The sequence below is a fragment of the Meiothermus sp. genome (assembly GCF_025060375.1).
In the GTDB taxonomy this organism is placed as follows: Bacteria; Deinococcota; Deinococci; order Deinococcales; family Thermaceae; genus Meiothermus.
In genome coordinates this window covers 1-14,495 of record NZ_JANXCG010000078.1, presented here as the reverse complement: position 1 = coordinate 14,495, position 14,495 = coordinate 1, and the positions used below count along the sequence as shown (strand labels likewise).

13 protein-coding genes, 1 pseudogene and 2 riboswitches are annotated in these 14,495 nt (G+C 64.3%); of the genes and pseudogenes, 9 read left to right on the top strand and 5 right to left on the bottom strand.

Translation table 11 applies throughout. The features are described 5' to 3' along the window. Nucleotides 1–266, top strand: a 266-nt coding sequence (locus tag NZ849_RS09405) for a helix-turn-helix domain-containing protein (protein ID WP_295406447.1), incomplete at its 5' end; no start/stop codon positions are given. 16 nt (nucleotides 267–282) lie between these two features. Here the strand turns inward: NZ849_RS09405 and NZ849_RS09400 are convergent. After that, on the bottom strand, nucleotides 283–1,974 hold the full coding sequence (locus tag NZ849_RS09400) for a CTP synthase (protein ID WP_295406452.1): 1,692 nt from the start codon (nucleotides 1,972–1,974) through the stop codon (nucleotides 283–285). 151 nt (nucleotides 1,975–2,125) lie between these two features. On the opposite strand from NZ849_RS09400, the gene glgP reads away from it, so the two are divergent. Both glgP and NZ849_RS09390 read left to right on the top strand, forming a co-directional pair. Next, complete coding sequence (gene glgP, locus NZ849_RS09395) at nucleotides 2,126–4,639, top strand: alpha-glucan family phosphorylase (protein WP_295406442.1); 2,514 nt, start codon at nucleotides 2,126–2,128, stop codon at nucleotides 4,637–4,639. A gap of 24 nt (nucleotides 4,640–4,663) precedes the next feature. Further along, nucleotides 4,664–5,443 carry a phosphotransferase gene (locus NZ849_RS09390; protein ID WP_295406439.1) on the top strand — a complete coding sequence of 260 codons (780 nt, stop codon included), beginning with the start codon at nucleotides 4,664–4,666 and terminating at the stop codon, nucleotides 5,441–5,443. A 14-nt stretch (nucleotides 5,444–5,457) separates the two neighbouring features. Here NZ849_RS09390 and gcvP read toward each other — a convergent pair whose 3' ends face one another. Together gcvP and NZ849_RS09380 are read right to left on the bottom strand one after the other, a co-directional pair. After that, complete coding sequence (gene gcvP / locus NZ849_RS09385; RefSeq protein ID WP_295406437.1) at nucleotides 5,458–8,304, bottom strand: aminomethyl-transferring glycine dehydrogenase; 2,847 nt, start codon at nucleotides 8,302–8,304, stop codon at nucleotides 5,458–5,460. A gap of 23 nt (nucleotides 8,305–8,327) precedes the next feature. Next, a riboswitch (glycine riboswitch) is annotated at nucleotides 8,328–8,386 on the bottom strand. Between the two features lie 2 nt (nucleotides 8,387–8,388). Then, a riboswitch (glycine riboswitch) is annotated at nucleotides 8,389–8,474 on the bottom strand. A 28-nt stretch (nucleotides 8,475–8,502) separates the two neighbouring features. Continuing rightward, nucleotides 8,503–8,799 (bottom strand): zf-TFIIB domain-containing protein, encoded by a 297-nt coding sequence (locus NZ849_RS09380; RefSeq protein WP_295406434.1) that lies wholly within the window; start codon nucleotides 8,797–8,799, stop codon nucleotides 8,503–8,505. Nucleotides 8,800–8,922: 123 nt separating this feature from the next. Between NZ849_RS09380 and NZ849_RS09375 the strand changes: the two genes are divergently transcribed. The 4 genes from NZ849_RS09375 to NZ849_RS09360 all read left to right on the top strand — a co-directional run bounded on the left by NZ849_RS09375 (nucleotide 8,923) and on the right by NZ849_RS09360 (nucleotide 11,964). After that, nucleotides 8,923–9,501, top strand: coding sequence for a hypothetical protein (locus NZ849_RS09375; RefSeq protein WP_295406416.1), 579 nt, complete (start codon nucleotides 8,923–8,925; stop codon nucleotides 9,499–9,501). Nucleotides 9,502–9,677: 176 nt separating this feature from the next. Further along, a complete protein-coding gene (locus tag NZ849_RS09370; protein ID WP_295406414.1) occupies nucleotides 9,678–10,118 on the top strand; it encodes a hypothetical protein in 441 nt (146 codons plus the stop codon). Then, nucleotides 10,076–10,771 carry a response regulator transcription factor gene (locus NZ849_RS09365; RefSeq protein WP_295406412.1) on the top strand — a complete coding sequence of 232 codons (696 nt, stop codon included), beginning with the start codon at nucleotides 10,076–10,078 and terminating at the stop codon, nucleotides 10,769–10,771. The genes NZ849_RS09370 and NZ849_RS09365 overlap by 43 nt, the downstream gene beginning before the upstream one ends. After that, the gene (locus tag NZ849_RS09360) at nucleotides 10,768–11,964 is read left to right on the top strand and encodes a HAMP domain-containing sensor histidine kinase (RefSeq protein WP_295406410.1); all 1,197 of its coding nucleotides are present in this window, start codon (nucleotides 10,768–10,770) and stop codon (nucleotides 11,962–11,964) included. The genes NZ849_RS09365 and NZ849_RS09360 overlap by 4 nt, the downstream gene beginning before the upstream one ends. On the opposite strand, the gene NZ849_RS09355 is transcribed toward NZ849_RS09360, so the two are convergent. Then, a complete protein-coding gene (locus NZ849_RS09355) occupies nucleotides 11,961–12,767 on the bottom strand; it encodes an enoyl-CoA hydratase/isomerase family protein (RefSeq protein ID WP_295406408.1) in 807 nt (268 codons plus the stop codon). The genes NZ849_RS09360 and NZ849_RS09355 overlap by 4 nt on opposite strands. 60 nt (nucleotides 12,768–12,827) lie before the next feature. On the opposite strand from NZ849_RS09355, the gene truB reads away from it, so the two are divergent. Next, entirely contained in the window at nucleotides 12,828–13,757 is a 930-nt protein-coding gene (truB, locus tag NZ849_RS09350) for a tRNA pseudouridine(55) synthase TruB (RefSeq protein ID WP_295406406.1), read from the top strand. Here truB and NZ849_RS09345 read toward each other — a convergent pair. After that, a complete protein-coding gene (locus NZ849_RS09345; protein ID WP_295406404.1) occupies nucleotides 13,747–14,205 on the bottom strand; it encodes an Lrp/AsnC family transcriptional regulator in 459 nt (152 codons plus the stop codon). The two genes, truB and NZ849_RS09345, sit on opposite strands and share 11 nt — an antisense overlap. 104 nt (nucleotides 14,206–14,309) lie before the next feature. Between NZ849_RS09345 and NZ849_RS09340 the strand changes: the two are divergent. Then, a pseudogene (locus tag NZ849_RS09340) lies at nucleotides 14,310–14,495 on the top strand (alanine dehydrogenase); the annotation flags it as partial.

The window sequence follows — 14,495 nt, the reverse complement described above, 5'->3', positions numbered from 1 at the left end:
GCCTGGCGGGCCTGGGGCTCCAGACCGGAAGCGCGGCGGCCTGTGTGGAGCTGGCCCGCACCCGTGGGGCGTTCCCGGACACGACCGGGGGGGTGGGGTTTGGGGCAACCCACGACGAGATCGCCTCGGCGGTGGGCTCGGTGCGGGAAACCGTGACCAAGGTCATCGGCGAGCTCACCCGGGAGGGCTACATCCGCTCAGGCTACGGCAAGCTGGTGCTGGAGAACATCAAGGGCCTGGAGCAGCTTTCCAAAGAGGCCGCCTGAGACCCGGCAAACCCTGCTAGAACAGCCCGGCCTCTGGCAAACCCTTCACCTCCCGGCGCCGCTCGAGGGCTGCAGCGATAAACCCGCTGAAAGGGGGCGAGGCCCGCATCGGACGGCTGGCCAGCTCCGGATGGGCCTGAAGACCGATGAAGAAGGGGTGGTCAGCCAGCTCGATCGCCTCCACCAACCCCTCGCCCCGCCCCTGAAGCCCGGGGGTCACCGCCGAGACAACCAGCCCCGCCTGGGTCAACCGCTCTACATAGGCCGGGTTCACCTCGTAGCGGTGGCGGTGGCGCTCCTGCACCATCTCCCGACCGTAGAGCCGGTGCAGGAGGGTACCGGGGAAGATGCGCATGGGCCAGTTGCCGAGCCGCATGGTGCCTCCCAAACCTTGGGTCTCGAGCTGTTCGGGCATCAGGTCAATCACCGGGTGGGGGGTGTAGGGGTCAAACTCGGTGCTGTGGGCCCCTTCCAGGCCCAGCACGTTGCGCGCGTACTCGATAACCGCAACCTGCAGCCCCAGGCATATGCCGAAGTAGGGCAAGCGCTGCTCCCGGGCGTAGCGAGCGGCCAGAATCTTGCCCTCAATACCCCGAATGCCAAAGCCCGGCCCCACCAAAACCCCATCCACATCACCCAAAAACTCAGCAGCCTTTGCCAAATCGGTTATCTCCTCGGCGTCCACCCACCTCACATTGACCCGCGCATCGTGGGCAATCCCCGCATGACGGAAAGCCTCTAGAATGCTCAGGTAAGCGTCCGGCATCTTCACATACTTGCCCACAAAGCCCACCGTAACCTCGCGGGCAGGCCGCTTGAGCTTGCGTACCGCCTGCTGCCAGAAGCTCAGGTTGGGGGGAATAGGGGTCAGGCCCAGCTTCTTCTCCACCACCCGGCCCAGACCCTGCTCCTCCAATACCAAGGGCATCTCGTAGAGGTAGTCCACCGTGGGGCTGCTGAAAACCTCGTCGGCGTGAACGTTGGTGAAAAGAGCCACCTTCTTGCGCACCTCATCCGGAACGCGCTTATCCGAACGCAAAACCAGCACGTCAGGCTGGATGCCCACCCCCCGTAGGGTGGAGACGGAGTGCTGGGTGGGCTTGGTCTTAAACTCCCCTGAGCTGGGCAGGTAGGGCACCAGGGTGAGATGGATGTACATCAGGTCCTGGTCTTCCTCGTCAAACTGAAACTGGCGGATGGCCTCCAAAAAGGGAAGGCTCTCGATGTCGCCTACCGTACCCCCCACCTCCACCACCACAATCTCGGCATTCTGCTCTTCGGCGGTACGGCGGATGCGGTCTTTGATTTCATCGGTGATGTGGGGAATTACCTGAACGGTCTGGGAAAGGTACTCCCCCCGGCGCTCCTTCTGGATGACCGAAAGGTAAACCTGGCCAGTGGTGATGTTGTTGGCCCGGGAAAGGTCTATGTCCAAAAAGCGCTCATAGTGCCCGATGTCAAGGTCGGTCTCAGCCCCGTCCCCGGTCACGAAAACCTCCCCGTGCTCATAGGGCCGCATGGTGCCTGCGTCCACGTTCACGTAGGGGTCTACTTTGATGGCGGTCACGCGGTAGCCGCGCCCGCGGAGAATAGCCCCCAGGCTCGAGGTCAGGATGCCCTTTCCCAGGCTGCTTACCACCCCACCGGTCACAAAGATGTACTTCACAAAACCCCCTTGTTGCCCTGCACTCAGCAGGGTCAAGCACATCGCACACAAAAACCGCTCAACCGAGCGGCACAACCTTCACGGGATTCCATCGTACCACGCCCCCCCAGCCAGGTGAAGCCCAAAAAGACACCTTCCCCCGCCAACCGGCGCTTGACCCGGGGCCCAAGCAGGGGTGATAGAATTCCTGCCCATGAACGCCCTTGGCCGAATTACCGCCATGCCCGCCCTGCCCGAAGCGCTGAAGGGCCTGCGCGAGCTGGCCTACAACCTTTGGTGGACCTGGAATCCGGAGGCGCAGCTGCTCTTTGAGCAGATCGACCCCGCGCAGTGGAAGCGCTTCCGAAAAAACCCCGTACGCACCCTGCTCGACGCTGACCCCGAGCGGCTGGCTTCCCTGGCCGAAAACCCTGCTTACGTGGGGGCTGTGCAGGCCACGGTGTCGGGCTTTCACCAGTACCTCAAATCCCGCCCTAAGCGCCCACCCCGAGTGGCCTACTTCTCCATGGAGTACGGCTTTCACGAATCGCTTCCCCTCTACTCGGGGGGGCTCGGTATCCTGGCGGGCGACCATGTCAAGGCCGCTTCGGATATGGGGCTTGACCTGAGTGCGGTGGGCATCTTCTACCACGAGGGGTACTTCCGCCAGGAACTCACCCCCGAGGGCCAACAGCGCGAGGTCTACGAGGAGCTCAGGGCTGAGGAGCTGCCCCTTCTACCGGTGCTGAAGGAGGGGCGGCCCCTCCGGGTCGGGGTGGAGTTCCCCGGGCGCACCGTCTACATCACGGCGTACCGGCTCGAGGTGGGCACCATCCCGGTCTACCTGATGAGCACCAACCTTCCAGAAAACCGCCCCGAAGATCGGGCCCTCACCGCACGGCTGTACGCCCCGGGCCAGGAAATCCGGATTGAGCAGGAGATGATTCTGGGCATCGGGGGGGTGCGGCTCCTTCGGGCTTTAGGGCTCGAGCCAGAGGTCTGGCACATGAACGAGGGCCACGCGGCCTTCTTGGGTCTAGAGCGAATCCGCGAGGGGGTGGCTGCAGGCTACTCCTTCGCCGAGGCGCTGGAAATCGCCGCCTCAGGCTCTCTTTTCACCACCCATACCCCCGTGCCCGCCGGACACGACAGCTTCCCTTTTGAGCTGGTTGAGCGGTATCTGGAGGGTTGGTGGGACAGGCTCGGGATAAGCAAGGAGGAGTTCTTGGCCCTGGGCCGTGAAGAGAAGAGCTACGGACCGGTTTTTAGCATGTCCAATCTGGCCCTGCGCACCTCCCGGGCTGCTGGTGGGGTTTCGGCACTGCACGGGCAGGTCTCCCGGACCATGTTCCAGCACCTTTGGAAGGGCCTAGAAGCTGAAGAGGTGCCCATCGGCCACATCACCAACGGGGTACACACCTTCAGCTTTCTGCACCCCGAGATGCACGCCCTCTACGCCCGTTGCTTTCCCAAGGCCTGGGCTGCTGAACTCCACAACCCTGCCCACTGGACGGTGGAGCGGCTGGAGGAGGACGAACTTTGGCGCATCCGAAACAGGTTGCGGGCCCAACTCGTGGAGGAGGTGCGCGAACGGCTGGTAGAACAACGGCGCCGCAATGGCGAGTTGCCTGCCCGGCTGAGGGCCGCTGAGAAGGTGCTTGACCCCAGCGCCCTTACCATCGGTTTCGCCCGCCGCTTCGCCACCTACAAGCGGGCCATCCTGATGTTTGCCGACCCTGAGCGGCTGCTCGCCATCCTAAACGGCCCCCTGCCGGTGCAGTTCATCTTCGCCGGGAAGGCCCATCCCAAGGATGAACCCGGGAAGGAATTCCTCAAGAAGCTGGCCGAGAAAATCCGGGCCTTGGGCCTAGAGGACAAGGTGATCCTGCTTGAAAACTACGACCTGGGCTTAGCCCGGGTCCTGGTCCAGGGGGTGGACGTCTGGCTCAACACCCCCCGCCGTCCCATGGAGGCCTCCGGCACCTCGGGGATGAAGGCGGCGCTCAACGGGGCGCTTAATTTCTCCGTCTTGGACGGCTGGTGGGCTGAGGCCTTCAACACCACCAACGGCTGGGCCATCGGCGATGAACGCACCTACGCAACCGAGGAGGCACAGGACCACGCCGACGCCCAAAGCTTCTACGATACCCTTCAGTACGAGATTATCCCGCTCTTCTACGCCCGAGGCGCGGTGGGCACCCCCTCGGGATGGCTAGCTATGGTACGCGACAGCATCCGCACCTGCGGCCCCACCTACTCGGCGCAGCGAATGGTTGGCGAGTACCACCAGAAGTTCTACACCCCACTGGCCCAGCGAGCAGCCCACCTACTGGAGGGTGGAGGGGCCGCGCTGAGGGAGCTGGCCAATTGGAAAACCCTCGTCAAAAACCACTGGGACGGGGTGAGGCTTTGGGCAGAGGTGCCCAGCAGCACCGATCCCCCTCTGCGGGTGCGGGCCTTTGTCCAGGCTTACGGCATTCCCACCGAAACCCTGAGGGTGGAGCTGGTGGTGCGGCGGCACAACGGCGACCTTGAGATCATCCCCCTAAAACCCAGCGGCCAGGAGCGGGAGAGCCTGCTCTTCACCGGCAGCTACCAACCCACCCGGCCTGGAAGCTATACCTATGGCGTGCGGGTAGCAGCGGTACACCCGAAGCTCTCCAACCCCCGGGAGGTGGCCTTTGTAAAGTGGGCCCAACCCGGCGTGGAGGAGCTGGTACAGGCCTGAGCGGTTTACGATGGGCTGACCCAAATGCCCACCCGCATAGGCCAGGGACGCGAAGCCGAGGTACTCACTTGGGCCGACGGCTACGTCATCAAACTCTTCTGGCCTGAGTACGGCCAGGCCGACGCCCTGCACGAGGCCCAGCTAGCCCAGCAAGCCTGGCTCCTGGGCGCTCCCGTCCCCAGGGTGGTAGACGTGCTTAGGTACGAAGGCCGTTGGGGAATCGTGATGGAGTGGGCTAAGGGTGTGCCCATGAGCGAGTTCATCAGGGACAACCCCAGCCTCCTACACCAGGCCGCCCATATGCTGGCCGACCTCCACCTTCGGCTCCACGCCCGGCCCGCCGGGCAGATGCCCTCCCAACGCCTCTACCTAGCCCAGCGAATCGAGACCAGCTGGCTTCCCAGGCCCCTACAGCAGGCCCTGCTCGAGCGGCTAGCCCAGTTACCCGACGGCAGCGCGCTTTGCCACGGCGACCTCCACCCTGAAAATGTGCTGGTCGGTAGGCAGGGGGTCTATGCGGTGGACTGGCCCCTAGCCACACGAGGCAACCCCCTGGCTGACCTTGCGCGCACCGCCCTGCTGCTCCTATACAGCGAACTTCCCATAGACTGGCCGGGCCGCAGAACCTTTCTATCCTTGCGACAGATCTTCCTCCAGGCCTATCTGGAGCGCTACCAGGCCGACTGGCGGGAGCTCCAGCTCTGGATGCCCATTGTGGCGGCTGCCCGCCTGCGCGACCACATCCCCGAGGAGGAAGCCCGCTTGATTGACCTGATCGTGCAAGGCCTAAAGACCACGGATTGAACCGCCGGCCGGGCCTAGCCTTTGCTATACTCCTCCACCGGCGGGCAGGTGCAGACCACGTGCCGGTCGCCGTAGACGTTGTCCACCCGGTTCACCGGGCTAAAGTACTTGTCCAGGGCCGACTGCCCTCCAGGAAAGCAACCCTCGGCCCGGGTATATTTGCGGTTCCAGTGCTCATCGACCAGGTCAAGCACGGTATGGGGAGCGTGGCGCAGGGGACTCTCCTCGGCCTTAAGCTCACCCCGCTCAATGCGGGCTATCTCTTCCCGAATGGAAACCATGGCCTCTATAAACCGGTCAAGCTCGCGCTTGGACTCCGACTCGGTAGGCTCCACCATCAGCGTCCCGGGCACGGGAAAACTCATGGTAGGGGCGTGGAAACCGTAGTCAATGAGGCGCTTGGCGATATCCTCAGCGGTAACGTCGCAGCTGTGCCTGAAGGGCCGGGGGTCGAGGATACACTCGTGGGCCACGCGGCCCTTGGCGTTCTTGTAAAGCACCCGATAGTAGGGCTCGAGCCGGGCGGCGATGTAGTTGGCATTGAGGATGGCCACCTCGGTGGCCCGCTTGAGCCCTGCGCTGCCCATCATGGCGATATAGGCGTAGGAGATGGGCAGGATTGAGGCCGAGCCAAAAGGCGCTGCGGAAACGGGCCCCACCGGGGCGGTGCCCCCGTCTAGGGCCGGGTGCCCGGGTAGGAAGGGGGCCAGGTGGGCCTTGACCACAATTGGACCCGCCCCCGGCCCACCTCCGCCGTGGGGAATGGCGAAGGTTTTGTGAAGGTTGAGGTGGGAGACATCAGCGCCGTAGTCGCCAGGTCGGGCCAAACCCACCTGGGCGTTGAGGTTGGCCCCATCCAGGTAAACCTGCCCTCCATAGCGGTGGACAATCTCGCAAAGCTCCCTGATCCCCTCCTCAAAGACTCCATGGGTAGAGGGGTAGGTCACCATCGCTGCAGCCAGGGTATGGGCGTACTTTCGGGCCTTGGCCTCCAGGTCGGCCAGGTCCACATACCCCCGCTCGTCGCAGGCCACCACCACCACCTCCATCCCCGCCATCTGGGCCGAGGCAGGGTTGGTGCCGTGGGCTGAGGAGGGAATCAAGCAAACCCTACGCTGCCCCTCACCCCTGGAGCGGTGGTAGGCCCGGATGGCCAGCAACCCCGCGTATTCCCCTTGGGCCCCCGAGTTGGGTTGGAAGGAGATGGCGTCGTACCCGGTAATCTCGCAAAGCCAGCGCCCAAGCCTCTCCATAAGCTCCCGATACCCCTCCGCCTGCTCCGCGGGCGCGAAGGGGTGTAGGTGGGCAAACTCCGGCCAGGTGATGGGCATCAAAGCTGCGGTGGGGTTGAGCTTCATGGTGCACGACCCCAGGGGAATCATGGCCCGGTCCAAGGCCAGGTCGCGGTCGGCAAGCCGGCGAATGTAGCGCAAGAGCTCGGTTTCGGAGTGGTAACGGTTGAAGACCGGGTGGGTCAGGTAGGCCGAGGTACGCCGGAGGTCTGGGGGGAGGTGCTCACGGGGCTCAAACTCCCCATACCGGAAACTTCCCCCGAAGGCGCGGAAAACCGCCTCCACGACCTCAGGGGTGGTGGTCTCGTCCAAGGCTATGCCAATGCGGTCGGCATCTACCCGGCGCAGGTTAATGCCCTGGTCAAGGGCCCTTCGCAGAATCTCGTCCGCCCGGCCCGGTGCTTCCACCGTGAGGGTGTCGAAGAAGTACCTGTTCACCCGCCGAAAACCCAGCCGCTCCAGGCCCTGGGCCAGAACGCTGGTCTTGCGGTGAACCTCCTCAGCAATCGCCCTGAGGCCCTTTGGGCCGTGGTACACCGCGTACATCGACGCCACCACCGCCAGCAGAACCTGTGCTGTGCAGATGTTGGAGGTGGCTTTCTCCCGCCTTATATGCTGCTCGCGGGTCTGAAGGGCCAGGCGCAGGGCCCGGTTGCCCCTGGCATCAATGGAAACCCCCACCAGCCGCCCTGGCAGACCTCGCTTGAGGGCGTCTCGAGCCGCGATATAGCCAGCGTGAGGTCCACCATACCCCATCGGAACCCCAAAGCGCTGCGCCGAACCCACCGCAATGTCGGCCCCAAGCTCTCCAGGCGGAGCGAGGAGGGTCAGGGCCAACAGGTCGGCAGCCACCACAACCAATCCCCCTGCCTCCTTGACCCGCCCGATGGGGCCTCGCAGGTCGCGAACCTCGCCTAGGGTGTCGGGGTATTGAAAAATCGCACCAAAAAGCCCCTCCGGCTCCAGATCGTTAGGGTCCCCCACCACCAGCTCCCAGCCTAAAGGCTCAGCCCGGGTCTGCAGCACCGCCAGGGTCTGCGGGTGAAGGTTACGGTCAGCAAAAAAGCGGTTGCGCCCCTCCTTCAGGCTCCGGTGCGCCAGAGCCATCCCCTCCGCAGCGGCGGTAGCCTCATCCAGAAGGGAGGCGTTGGCGATGTCCAGCCCGGTGAGGTCGGCCACCATGGTTTGGAAGTTGAGTAGGGCCTCAAGCCTCCCCTGGCTGATCTCCGGCTGATAAGGGGTGTACGCGGTATACCAGGCGGGGTTTTCCAGAATGTTGCGCTGAATCACAGGGGGCAGGTGGGTGCCGTAGTAGCCCTGGCCAATAAGCGACGTGTAGACCCGGTTCTTGCTGGCCAGCTCCCGCATATGGGCCAGAAGCTCAGCCTCGCTCATCCCCCCGCCAATGGAGAGCGGGACCTCCTGGCGGATGGAAGCGGGCAGGGTCTCCTGTATCAGCTCCTCCAGCGAGGAAACCCCCACCGCCTCCAGCATCTCCTGAATGTCCTCGGGGCTGGGGCCGATATGGCGGCGGGCAAAATCGGTGTGGGCGTCAGGGAATTTAGGCATCAAGGGACCTCCTAAAGGCCCCTTCTGTCCTTTTGCCTGAGAGTGTTATCCCTTCGGCGGGCCGCGGCGGCCTCTCTCCAGATTGCGCCGCTTCGGTCCTTTTGCCTGAGAGTTTCCGGGGCGGTTGCTCCTTCGGCGCTGGCAAGGCCAGTCTCTCCCAGAAGCGGCGGACCTAATTTTTAGCCATGATAGCAAGGGTCAATCAAAGAGGTCAAAAAGCCGGCTGAGCTTGCTCTTCCTCTTCCGCCGGTGGTACTCGTCGTCGTCAGTATCGTAGGGGTTGCGGTGCGAAACCGAGGGCGGCGCATAACGGCGGTAGCTGTCCAGCTCAGCCTCGTACTCCTCTTCATAGCGGCGCACCTGGCCCAAAAGCTTCTCGAGCTCCCCTCCATCCAGCCAAACCCCTCGGCACTTAGGGCAAACGTCTATGTGAACGCCGTTGCGCACAACCTCGTTCATACCGCTTTCGCAGTTGGGGCAAACAAGCAAGGGCATGACTCCATCTTTGCACAAAAACGCCTCGAATCCAAAGCCAAAACCCCATTGGCCCATCCTCCACCGTCTTCCCACAGAAACCTTCTACCCTATGGGCGCCCTTCAGGGCAGAAGGAGGTCAAGATGCAGAAGAAGTGCTTGGTTTTAGCCGCCATCCTCTCGGCCCTAAGCCTTTCGGCCCTGGCCCAGCCCGCGCCCCCTCCCTCGTCTTCAGGCTCGCCGGTCCCGGCCCCCAGGTCCGCCGACTACCGGGAGGCGGAAAGGGCTGCCAGGGAGTTGGCCCGGACCCAGTACCTGGCCGGTATAGTGGGGCAGAGCCCTCTGAAGGCCACTGCCGAGACCCTGCTGCGCCAAGCTCAGGGAGAGTACCAGGCTGGGCAGTACTTCCGAGCCAGGGAGCGGGCCCACGCGGCAAGCCTGGTGTTGGAGGCCCTGCGCTTCCAAGAGGTAGCGCCCACAGCACCCCACCCCGCGGGAAGAGGTGGGCGCCGCGCCTACGAGGCACCCTTCCGGGCCCAGGAGGCCATCGCTCGAGCGGAGTACGAGGCAGACTACTATCGGGTGAACGCACCTGCCGTGAACCAGCTCATCCAGGAAGCAAAGCGGCTTCTTGCCCAGGGCAACGACCTAGCTCGAGCGGAGGCTGCCCATCGGCTGGCCCGAGCAGCCCATCACCTGATGAAGGCGGAACGCGGCTTTTAGCCCTAGGGGCGGGGTGCTCCCCGCCCCTTTTGAAGAACGGACCGAAAAGAACCCCTCCCGGAACACGCGGTGCTAACCGCTTATACGCCCCCACCGGGGTTTGGGCCCAAGCGGAAGCCCTGGCTGCAGAAGGGGGGCTTTTGGAGCTCATAAAAGGCTCCTAGGCTGGATGGCAAATGCGGGCACTGCTACCTCTCCTACTGGGGTGGGCCCTGGCCCAGGGCCCACCTGCCCTCACCCCGGAGGGGGTGTTCTCCCTGGCGAGCCCCTATCTGGGCCAGGCCACCCTACGCGAGGCCTACAAGTTCAGCTACGGCCTCAAACCCAAGGAAAGGCTTGTGGTCTACGAGCTTCGGGTGCCGGGCGTGGAGGTCTGGGTGGAAGCAGGGACCCGGCGGGTGGTGCTCCTGAGGCCCAAGGGTGTGCCCAAACACCTTGCAGAACCCCACCTGCCCTTTCCCCAGGTGCTCGCCCTAGTGCGCAGCCGCTACGGGGAGCCCTGGCACCTGGAACTCAAGCCCAAGCCCAAGGAGCAGCTCCTGGTCTGGGAGGCTAAGGGGGCCTTTGGAGAGGTATGGTTGGAGGCGAGGACAGGAAGGGAGGTGCTGCGGCGTTGAGGGTTTTGGTGGTGGAGGACGAGCCCGGAGTGCGGAGCCTTCTGAGCGAAGCCCTTCAGGATGCAGGCTTTGCCGTAGACGAGGCCACCGGAGTGGAGGAGGCCCAAGGCCTTCTCCTCGCTTTTCCCTACGACCTTTTGGTCTTGGATCTCTTCCTTCCTGACGGGGATGGCTTGGAGGTTCTCCGCTTTGCTCGAGACCGGCGGCTTACCCTACCGGTCCTCATCCTCACGGCCCGGGACGACCTCGAGACCCGGCTGGAGGGCTTGGACGGGGGCGCCGACGACTACGTGGTCAAGCCTTTCTACTCGCAGGAGGTGGTGGCGAGGGCCCGGGCCCTCCTGCGCCGAAGCAGGGGGCTTGCGGAAAACCGGGTGCGGGCAGGGCGCTTAGAGCTGGACCTGGAGGGGCGCCTATCCTATTGGGAGGGGCGGGAGGTAGCCTTGACCGCCCGGGAGTTCGCCCTCCTGGCTGCCTTGGCACTCAAAGGGGAGGGTTTCTCCACCAGGGAAGAGCTTCTGGAAAAGGTCTGGAGCGGGGAGGAGAGCGTGGACCCCCGCACTGTGGACACCTACATCAAGTACCTACGGCGCAAGCTGTCCCACGAGGCCATAGAGAGCGCCCGGGGTCTGGGCTACCGTTTCCGGGGATGAGCCTCAGGCTGCGCTTCGCCTTCCTCACGGCCTTCGTGGTGCTTTCGGGCCTGGCCCTCACCGGGTTGGCGCTGAGGGAAGGGTTGCAGCTGGCCCTGCTCCATCAGGCCAGCACCAGCCTGGATACCCTTCTCAACGGCGTACAGCTTAAGAAGGATGAGGACGGCGAACCCCGGTTCCAGGTGGACGCGGCACTTCTGGAAGCCGTGCTCCCCGGCACCTTTCTCCTTCTCGTGGGAGAAGGGAGGTTGCAGGACGCGGTGGGGCTTCTCCCCTCGCCGGATACCCTGGCGGCCCTGGTGGAGGGAAGAAAAGAGGGTTTCTTGGTGCGGGAGAGTGAACGGGAGGGGCTGGTCGTCAAGGGGGCGCGGGACCTGGCAAGCCTCCTCGCCCCCCTTTCACTTTTGGACCGCCTCCTGCCGCCTGTGCTCCTCTTGGGTGGTCTTTTGGCCTTCGCTTTGGGGCTTTTCCTCTCGGGAAGAGCCCTTGCACCCTTGGCGCGGGCCACCCTCGAGGCTCAAGGCCTGGCCCAAGCCCGGGCCTGGAGCCGCCGCCTTACCCCCCCGGCCCAGCGGGACGAGGTGGGGCACATGGTGGAAGCCTTCAATCAGGTGCTCGCCGCCTTGGAGGAGGCCCTGGCCGCGGAGCGCCGCTTTGCCAACGAGGCGGCCCACGCCCTGCGAACCCCCCTTACCCTGCTCCTGGGCCACCTGGAAAGGGGCCGACTGACCGAGGCCAAGGCCCAGGCGGAAGGGCTTCGGGAATTGGTGGAGCGACTTCTCCTCCTGGCCCGAGCAGAGGCCGACGCCCTCCAGCTGGAACCCGTGGAGCTGGACACCCTGGTCTTCACCCAGGCAGAGTCGCTAAGACCAGCTTTCCACGCCCGGGGGGTCAGGCTATCCCTGCAGCTTCCGGAGGAACCCGTATGGGTACTTGCTCACGAGCCCGCCCTAAGGGCCATCGTGGTAAGCCTTCTGGAAAACGCCCTGCAACACACCGCCAAGGGGGGCTGGGTCCAGGTGCAGGTAGGCGGAGGCGGCCTCGAGGTGACCAACGCCCCTTCCCACCCCCGCCCGGGTTCAGGCCTTGGGCTTCGGCTGGCAGAAGCCCTGGCTAAGGCACAGGGCGCCCGCCTAGGGTGGTCCTCTGAGGAAAGGTGTTTTCTGGTCTTCTTGCGCCTGAAGGAAGACTAGAGGGGCGACCGCCTCTGGAAGCCGGGAGGGCGCTTTTCCCGTAAAGAGGCCAGACCCTCCTTGGCATCAGGGCCCATAAAACCCATGAACTCCAGGGCGAGGGAGGTATCAAAGCTGGGCCCAGCCAGCCGTAGCCAGTTGTTGAGGGCGTACTTGGTCAAGCGAATGGCGCTTTGGGCCCCCTCGGCCAGCCTCTGGGCCACGGCCAGGGCCTCCGGGTAGACCCGCTCGTCTTCCACGCAACGGGAAACCATCCCAATCCGCTCAGCTTCCTCGCCGGAGAGGGGCTCGTTGAGGAGCAGGTGGTACTTGGCCTTGCTCAGGCCGCACAGAAGGGGCCAGAGAAGGACCGCGTGGTCACCCGCCGCTACCCCCAGCCGCACATGCCCATCCAGCAAGCGGGCACCCCTACCCGCTATGCTGATGTCAGCCAAAAGGGCCACCGCTAGGCCGGCCCCCACCGCAGACCCCTCAATCGCTGATACGACGGGCTTGGAGCAGTTCACCATCCCGTAGACGAGGTCGCGTGCCTCCTTCCAAACCTCCAGGAGCACCTCGTAGTCTTCGATCATCTGAGCGATCATGGAAAAATCGCCCCCACTGCTGAAAACCCCGCCCTCACCCCGCACCAGCACTGCCCGGACATGGGGGTCAAGGTCTATGTCCCGCCACACATACGCCAACTCCCGGTGCATCAGGCGGTCGGCCGCATTTAGCCGGCCAGGGTTGGCAAGAACCACCTCGAGCACCCCCTCGCTGGGCTGGGCAAACCTGAGCCGTTGGTACCTCGCCTGCCACTCCATGCCCCGAGTTTACCCCGGCCTGCCCCAGCGGCCCTGCTTTCTCGTGTAAAATCCGCTGGCATGGCGCTCTACGCGGTCAACAAACCCCTGGGCCAGACCTCCCACGACGTGGTGGACCGGCTGAGGCAGGTGCTGGGCACCCGGCGGGTAGGCCACACGGGAACCCTTGACCCCCTGGCCACCGGGGTGCTCGTGCTGGCCACGGAATCCTCCACCAAGCTGGTGCCCTTTCTCTCAGCCGAGGAAAAGGAGTACCTGGCCTGGGTCTCCTTCGGGGCCACCACCCTGACCCTGGACGCTGAGGGACCGGTGGTTGAGGAAAGCCCTAGACGACCCACCTTGCGCGAAATAGAGTCGGTGCTACCGGAATTCCTAACCCTAACCGAACAAACCCCTCCCGCCTACTCCGCGGTCAAGGTGGGTGGGGTCAAGGCCTACGAGGCCGCCCGAAAGGGGGAGCCCCTGGCCCTTCCACCCCGGCCGGTAAGGTACCTCGAGACCACCCTCCTGGCCTACGACCCTACCCCCACCCCCCATCGCATCGCCCCCTCAGCTACCGGCTGGCAGCTCTCCGAGCGGGGGCGAAAGGTGGAGCTACCGCGGCCGCTGGGCCCCTACCCTACCGCAATTGTCCGGCTGGTGGTGGGGCCGGGCACCTACGTGCGCTCCTTTGCCCGCGACCTGGGCGAGCGATTGGGCAGCAAGGCCTTCCTTTCGGGACTGGTGCGCACCCGAGTAGGGCGGGTAGGCCTGGAGCAGGCCCAGGAGCTGGACAACCTGGAGGTCAAAAGGACCCTGGACGTGCTCGAGGTACTCTCCTACCCCAGCGTAGAGCTCACCCATACCGAGGCCAAACGGGTGATGGAAGGCGTCCCGCTGCCCATCCCAGCCAAGGGGCTGGTGGCGCTGCTGGGTCCTAAGCGGCGCCTCATCGCCATCGCCGAGGGAGACGGGTTCAAGCTTCGCATCAAACGGGTTTTCAAGGGGTAGGCACCACCTCAAAAACCTCCTTCAAAACCGGCTGGGAAAGGACCACTGAGGTGCGGGTGTTGCCGTACCGGCCCATCTGCTGAATAAGGGTTTGCAGGTCCTGCACCGAGGGCACCACCACCTTGGCCACAAACGAGGCCTCGCCGGTGACAAAGTAGCACTCCCGCACCGCCTCGGTCCTCTCAGCAAACTCGAGCATCTCCTCGTAGCGGTGGGGTGGGGTCGCCACCTCAATCAGGGCGGTTACGCCATACCCCAAGGCTGCCGGGTTCACCCGGGCCCTGTAGCCCACCAGAACCCCCGCGTCCTCCAGCCGCCGTACCCGCTCGGCCACAGCCGGCGTGGATAGCCCTACCCTGCGACCCAGCTCGCTATAGGAAAGCCGCCCGTTCTTCTGCAGCTCGAGCAGAATCGTACAGTTAATCTTGTCCAGCAATTTAACGGCCATACCCCATTATTAACTAAAAACTTTGCGTAAGTAGGGAACTTTTCCTCAAGCCATCGCTTCCCTTCTGGGGAAAATCCCCCTAACTTAGAAAAAGCAGGAGAACTATGCTCATCGGAGTTCCCAAGGAATTAAAGACCCTAGAGAACCGCGTGGCCCTCACCCCGGGTGGGGTGGAAAGCCTGGTGACGCGGGGCCACACCGTCTTGGTGGCGGGCGGGGCGGGGGGGGGCTCGGGCCTATCCGATGCCGAGTACGAGCGGGCGGGGGCCCAGCTGGTGAGCCGCGAGGAG

Excerpts from the sequence above, each read along its gene's own strand:
- NZ849_RS09400 (WP_295406452.1), bottom strand. The coding sequence starts at position 1,974 with ATGTGCTTGACCCTGCTGAGTGCAGGGCAACAAGGGGGTTTTGTGAAG.
- glgP (WP_295406442.1), top strand. The coding sequence starts at position 2,126 with ATGAACGCCCTTGGCCGAATTACCGCCATGCCCGCCCTGCCCGAAGCG.
- NZ849_RS09390 (WP_295406439.1), top strand. The coding sequence starts at position 4,664 with ATGCCCACCCGCATAGGCCAGGGACGCGAAGCCGAGGTACTCACTTGG.
- gcvP (WP_295406437.1), bottom strand. The coding sequence starts at position 8,304 with ATGCCTAAATTCCCTGACGCCCACACCGATTTTGCCCGCCGCCATATC.
- NZ849_RS09380 (WP_295406434.1), bottom strand. The coding sequence starts at position 8,799 with ATGCCCTTGCTTGTTTGCCCCAACTGCGAAAGCGGTATGAACGAGGTT.
- NZ849_RS09375 (WP_295406416.1), top strand. The coding sequence starts at position 8,923 with ATGCAGAAGAAGTGCTTGGTTTTAGCCGCCATCCTCTCGGCCCTAAGC.
- NZ849_RS09370 (WP_295406414.1), top strand. The coding sequence starts at position 9,678 with ATGCGGGCACTGCTACCTCTCCTACTGGGGTGGGCCCTGGCCCAGGGC.
- NZ849_RS09365 (WP_295406412.1), top strand. The coding sequence starts at position 10,076 with ATGGTTGGAGGCGAGGACAGGAAGGGAGGTGCTGCGGCGTTGAGGGTT.
- NZ849_RS09360 (WP_295406410.1), top strand. The coding sequence starts at position 10,768 with ATGAGCCTCAGGCTGCGCTTCGCCTTCCTCACGGCCTTCGTGGTGCTT.
- NZ849_RS09355 (WP_295406408.1), bottom strand. The coding sequence starts at position 12,767 with ATGGAGTGGCAGGCGAGGTACCAACGGCTCAGGTTTGCCCAGCCCAGC.
- truB (WP_295406406.1), top strand. The coding sequence starts at position 12,828 with ATGGCGCTCTACGCGGTCAACAAACCCCTGGGCCAGACCTCCCACGAC.
- NZ849_RS09345 (WP_295406404.1), bottom strand. The coding sequence starts at position 14,205 with ATGGCCGTTAAATTGCTGGACAAGATTAACTGTACGATTCTGCTCGAG.